The organism is Candidatus Edwardsbacteria bacterium (genome assembly GCA_018821925.1).
In the GTDB taxonomy this organism is placed as follows: Bacteria; Edwardsbacteria; AC1; order AC1; family EtOH8; genus UBA2226.
This window is the reverse complement of record JAHJLF010000040.1, coordinates 1-5,489: the sequence shown is the minus strand read 5'-3', so window position 1 is coordinate 5,489 and position 5,489 is coordinate 1. Positions and strand designations below refer to the sequence as shown.

Sequence of the window (5,489 nt, the reverse complement as noted above, 5' to 3'; positions counted from 1 at the left end):
GCCGGCCCGGCCCCACCTGTTCTGGTTTTCATACTCCGGAAGCCGCTGATCGGAAACCTCCATCTCGGCGTAGATAATGATAAATCCAAACGGGACCCAGCTCAACCCGGTTCGTATTTCATTATATCTTAACGGACCATAAATATATAAATTATTGAACTTATCCGCATCTACTCTTACCGTCAAAGCCTTTTGATCGCGGTATAGCCACTTACATTCTGCCCCGCCGCCTTTATATTTTCTTCTGATGATCTCGGTTTCCAGCGAATCCTCTGTCCTGGCCCGGGCCTCGGCTCTGATCACCCACTTGGGAGACATTTCCCAACGCCCCTCAAAATAAGTATCCTCCCAGTTTGAGCCGCTATTATCAGTCTCAGCCATTGAATAGTTGCCATGCATTTCTATAAATTCCCAGGGGGAAACAGTAAAATCGACCTGTAGTCCCTGCTCATCGGCGGCCGAATTCAGAAGTCTTCCGTCGCGGTTGCAGGCCGGCGGGGCGTTGACCAGGCTGTTCATGTTCCGATAGTCCTTGATATCCAACACCAACCCGATCCCGTCGGTGGTCCAGCCGATCGACGAGTAAAACCCCTTGCCCCCCTGGTCATCAGTCCCTATCCAACCCAGCGCCGGGTCCAGCATCCCGTAGGTATGCCGCCGGGCATATTCACCGTAATATTCCACCTCCGAAATGCGCAGCCCCATGGTCCCTCCGAAAGATTCTTCGGCCGGCTTGTTGTAGTTGACATCGCTGGTCCGATCAGCGGAGTTGGCTCTCAGATAGATGCCTCCGATATCAACTGTCTCCAAAGGACTGGCTATGGCCTGGCCGCCCAGGTAGGTGCTGGCATTTATCCTGGCCGTGTTCTCTTGGACCCGGCCGGTCAAGCCCTTTATCTCCAGCCAGTCGCGGTATCCGGTCTTCAGGTATCCGCCGTCAAGGTCCCGGTCCAGCCTTACCCTATCGTCATTTACGCAATTCAGAATAAGGCCCCGGCCCAAAACGGCATAATAATTCCCCAGCCAGAGGCTAACTTGGTCGCTCTGCAATAACAGATATTTTTTGGATAGTCCCCGAAAAGTGGCGGTGTCGGCCCAGACCTCCTCATCCTGCTGATAGCGGATACCTCCCGCTATCCCCAGGTCATTGGTAAGGCGCCCCTTCAGGTTCAGATCCAGAACCTCCCTGTAACTGAGGCTGTATCCCGGCTGGGAAAGCCAGAAATCCGCCTGGTTATTGCCGTTCAGGTTCCAGGCCCAGGCCTCGGCGGCAAGGCTCAATGCCGCCAGCAGAATAATAATTTTGGTACTCATTTGACCACCTCCAGCATCAGGCGGCGCTTCCAGGCCAGGCCGGGGGAGCCTTTTGACCTAATGGTCAATGAGGATTCGCAGGAGCCGCTGACCGAGGATTGCAGATGAACCACCAGGTAGGTTATGGAATCCCCGGCCGCCAGATATCGGGCCAGAGGAACGGGATAGCACACTCCAATAATGTTGCATAACGACCTGGCCAATCCCGGGGGAACGGCCAGACTGTCCGGCAGGTCGAGATAAATGGAATCTCCCTGGTTGCCAATATTTTTTATGATTACCGGAAATTCCGCAATCTCCCCGGTCAGGGCGATCTTGATGGTATCCGGAGCCGTTATCAAATAATCGAACACAACGGTGGCGGTCACGTTAAGATGCAGATTGAGGGTTTTTGCCAAGGTTGGTTGACGGCCGGGCCAGGCCATGAGGCCCACCCGGAAATCATCGATCGTCGAACCGGTCAACGTCACGGTGAATTTTGCCGAGTCCCCGGGGCTGACAAAGAACCCGGCCGGCAATGGAAGAGCCGCACCGCCGGCATCCCTGACAATCCTGGTGATGCCTGCTGGCTGTGTCAGACTGTCCGGCAGGTCCACCCAGAAGGTATCTGGTTGGTTGCCGGTATTTTTTAACTTTATATCAAACACCGAGCTCGAATCCACCGGGGCCACATGCAGGGTATCGACAGAGCTGAGGGAAAAATCCCATACCGGGCGGGAGAGGTCAAGAAAACATGATTGGATGACCTCCTTGTCGGAAAAGCTCTGAATAAATGCCGCCAGCCACAGGCGGTCCTTTCGCCAATTGACCGTGTCCAGCGAGATGGCCCCCTGTTTCAGCTGGGTGATGCCCGGGGTTAGGCTCACCGGCAGGCCCTGGGTGCCGGGTTCTATCCTGCGGCAGACATAGCGGTGGATATTGACCATATTGGGGGCATTATAGAATATCGAATCCTCCAGCACCATTATCAACAGCCGCAGGTCGGTCTTGCTGATCAGCGCCCGGGGATCGATGGAAATGTTGTACTGCAGGGATGCTCCCTCAACCCTTCCGGTAATATTCAGGGAAACCGGACTGTTCAGCAAAAGCCGGTTGCGGGCCAGGGTGGCATAGATTTGATAAGGGTCTTGCGCTGTCCCGGTTTGAGATGTCATCCCATCACACCAGAGGGTGGGCCAGGCATCGACCCCGTAAAACTGTCCCCTCTCCTGGGCCTGGCTGGTGGCCATGGGGTCCAAAGGAGTCCCGATCAGGGGATGATATTCGATAATTGTCAGGGAATCGCCCAGATCATTGGCCAATTTTTCCAAGGCGGCATCGGCGTCGGGACAGTTGGAGCACCAGGTGGCGGTAAAAAGTTCCATCACCACCCGGCGGGGAACGCTGTTGGCCAGTTGCCGCACCTCGGTGGGCAGGCGCTTGCCGCATCCGGCGGCAACTAGGGTCAGGGCCGAAAGAAGGATCGCTAAATTTCTCATAAGGAATCCCCCCCGGCTTTGAATAGCAGAGAATCAACCTTTACGGCCTCAGGCGGGACAGTTTGCTGGCGGAGAGTTTCAACGATCTTTTCTCTGATATTCTTCTCATCTCCGGGTTTATAACCGGTGTGCCGGTAAATCAGCTTCCCCTGTGGTGAAACTATGAACAATCCCGGGACCTCAGTCAGCCCGAACGATCTCATGGCCTCCTGTTCAGGATCCAGCAGCACCGGCAAGGTAAAGTTTTTGCCCCTGATCAGCGCCTTGACCCTGTTCCGGTCCTTTGTCCCGTCGATGGAAATGGCGAAGAACGACAATCCGCTGTCGGCGAACTCCTCATGCATTTTTTGAATTTGCCTCAGCTCATCCTGGCAGGGATGGCACCAGGTGGCCCAGAAGCTTATTACCGCCGGCCCCTTTTTAAGAGCCTGCGTCAGCTCCGTCTTAAGGCCGTTGAGGTCCTTTAGTTTAAAGTTAAGCTCTTGGGCAGAAATACAATTGTCGCCCGAAAAAACGGAGCCGAAAAGTAAGGTAATAATTAAAACAAAATATTTCATTATGCTCCTATGCTGTCACCCGGAATTAAAAGAACGCCTTGATTTATCAGGCGCCCTTTAAAGTAATTTCCCGCTATTGAACCAAAACGGCCTTCATGGTTTTTTGTCCGCCTCCGGCATCCAAACGATAAAAATAGACACCGTTGCTCACACGCCGGCCGTTATTATCCCGACCATCCCAGATGATGCTGTAACTTCCCCTTTCGTGAATCCCATCAGCCATATTCCTGACCAGCCGGCCGGTAATATCATAGACGTTCAGCTTAACCGGACTGCTGGCGGATAAGGTGAATCTGATGCTGGTGTTTCTGTTGAAGGGATTTGGGTAATTCTGCTCTAGCTTCATTCCGATTATTGGAGATAGCGGACGATCATCGGAACTTACCCCGGTCTTGGTGTAACCCAAGATCATCACATCATCAACATACCATCCGTCGGCGGACAAACTGCTGTTGCTGGTCATCTTAAAACGGAGACGGAAATTGCTGATGGTATCCCCGCAAAAATTGGTCAGATCAACCGTCCTCTTGGTCCAGGCGGGCTGCACTCCATAATGTGACTGTATCTCCGACCAGTTGGCTCCTCCGTTGAGCGACCTTTCCAGCCGGCACCTGTCCCCGGTATCATCAGTGTAATACTTCTCCCACCAAGACAGGCTGGCAGTGCTGTACGGGCGTAAGTCAATCCCGCTGGTCATCTGGATCCAATGGCTGCTGGTGTTGGGATAGTTCCCGCCCTTGCTGTCGGTGATGCAATGGTTGGAGGAATAGTAGTCGGAATCTATGGTGTCCCACACCGCGAAATTGCCTACATATCCGGTAGCCCAACTACCCAGGCCGCTTTCGAAATCTTCAAAGTAGATGGTATTGGGAGAGCCCACCTGAAACCGCACGGAATCCACGAAAGTAATTGCCGTGTCGGACAGCCCCGGATGATAGAGCTCACAAAATATCTTTACGGTAACCAAATGACCTTCGGCCATATTGGCGTTGGATAGAACCTGGAACTCAAATGGCATGCTCTGGTTGTCGACCGTATCTCCTTCTGTCATGTTCCCGATGGTAAACATATCATTAGTTATGTTGATAAAGGTATCGGCGCTGGCTATCCTCACCCTGGCCCCCTGGGCATCGGCCCATTTGTTCTTGACCCAGACCGTTATGTTGCCTGTCTCTCCAGGTTCGTAAAAGCCGTTATTGTTCCCCGTCACCTCTGATAAAGTTTTATGCTCCAGCACCAAACTCGGCCCGAAGGCCTGGGCAGCTTGTGTTATCTGATGGTCGGCTGTCTGGACAAACGCCACAAAGTGACAATTCCCAAATGCCCAATCTGAGCCTATGTTAAAGTTCCTAGTGACAGAAATGCTGTCCCCTGCGGGAATGGAAACCGCTTCGCCACCGGCATCGGGAAGCATGTCCCGGACTAGAAAATCCAGTTCATCCATTGTTTGCCAGGCATAAGGGATACCCCGCTCCAAGACCAAGAATTGTACTGTGCCGTTTAACGGAAATGCGGAAGTGTTCTTGGCTTTCACCTCCATCTGGCCGCTCTTGGATATGTCATCATAGTTTAAATAATTCACTGCCATTTCCAAAGAGCTGCCTGCTTCCTTTATACTGTCATATCTTATTCTGCATGAATCATAAGTATTAGCACCAAAACTACCGACTAGGGTTGACGATGAAGTAGTATATCCACCGTTGAAAAATACTGTTGGGTAAAACTCAAGGGCATAATAATTAGCCCGGTCCACCGAAGCCTGGGTTTGAAATGGGTCAGTGCCCGAAGGATGGTAGGCAATTATGATGAAAGAATCCTCAGCCACACGATAGATACTGTCAAGAGCCTTGGCTGCATCGGGACAGAAAGAGCACCAAGTGGCTGTGAAATCTTCTGCCACTACTATTTTTTGCGAACTACCACCAGTTGTAAAGCAAAAACTATCCGTGGCCATAATATTTCCAGAAGTATCGGCAGATGAATCAACAACAACTTTATAAGTTGTTGACGGAGAAAATAAATCGTGCGTTATATTAAGGCTAGTGGAGTCAGAAGTCCATACTTTCCCGACACCTCCCGGAAATGGAGTTATTGTATAATAAAACCGTGAAGTATCAATTTGTTCAGAAAATTTAATGTT

General features: G+C 51.8%; 4 protein-coding genes. All 4 read right to left on the bottom strand.

The features are described 5' to 3' along the window. Positions 1-1,314: hypothetical protein (locus tag KJ869_04015; protein MBU1576355.1), on the bottom strand; the 1,314-nt coding region annotated here is incomplete at its 3' end. Beyond that, positions 1,311-2,792 carry a hypothetical protein gene (locus KJ869_04010; GenBank protein MBU1576354.1) on the bottom strand — a complete coding sequence of 494 codons (1,482 nt, stop codon included), beginning with the start codon at positions 2,790-2,792 and terminating at the stop codon, positions 1,311-1,313. The genes KJ869_04015 and KJ869_04010, both read right to left, overlap by 4 nt. After that, complete coding sequence (locus tag KJ869_04005; protein MBU1576353.1) at positions 2,789-3,349, bottom strand: TlpA family protein disulfide reductase; 561 nt, start codon at positions 3,347-3,349, stop codon at positions 2,789-2,791. The genes KJ869_04010 and KJ869_04005 overlap by 4 nt, the downstream gene beginning before the upstream one ends. 73 nt (positions 3,350-3,422) lie before the next feature. Further along, a complete protein-coding gene (locus KJ869_04000) occupies positions 3,423-5,249 on the bottom strand; it encodes an Omp28-related outer membrane protein (GenBank protein MBU1576352.1) in 1,827 nt (608 codons plus the stop codon). Positions 5,250-5,489: the final 240 nt, after the last annotated feature.

What these genes read in the sequence shown, in the direction of transcription:
- KJ869_04010 (MBU1576354.1), bottom strand. Translation starts at nt 2,792, where the DNA reads ATGAGAAATTTAGCGATCCTTCTTTCGGCCCTGACCCTAGTTGCCGCC.
- KJ869_04005 (MBU1576353.1), bottom strand. Translation starts at nt 3,349, where the DNA reads ATGAAATATTTTGTTTTAATTATTACCTTACTTTTCGGCTCCGTTTTT.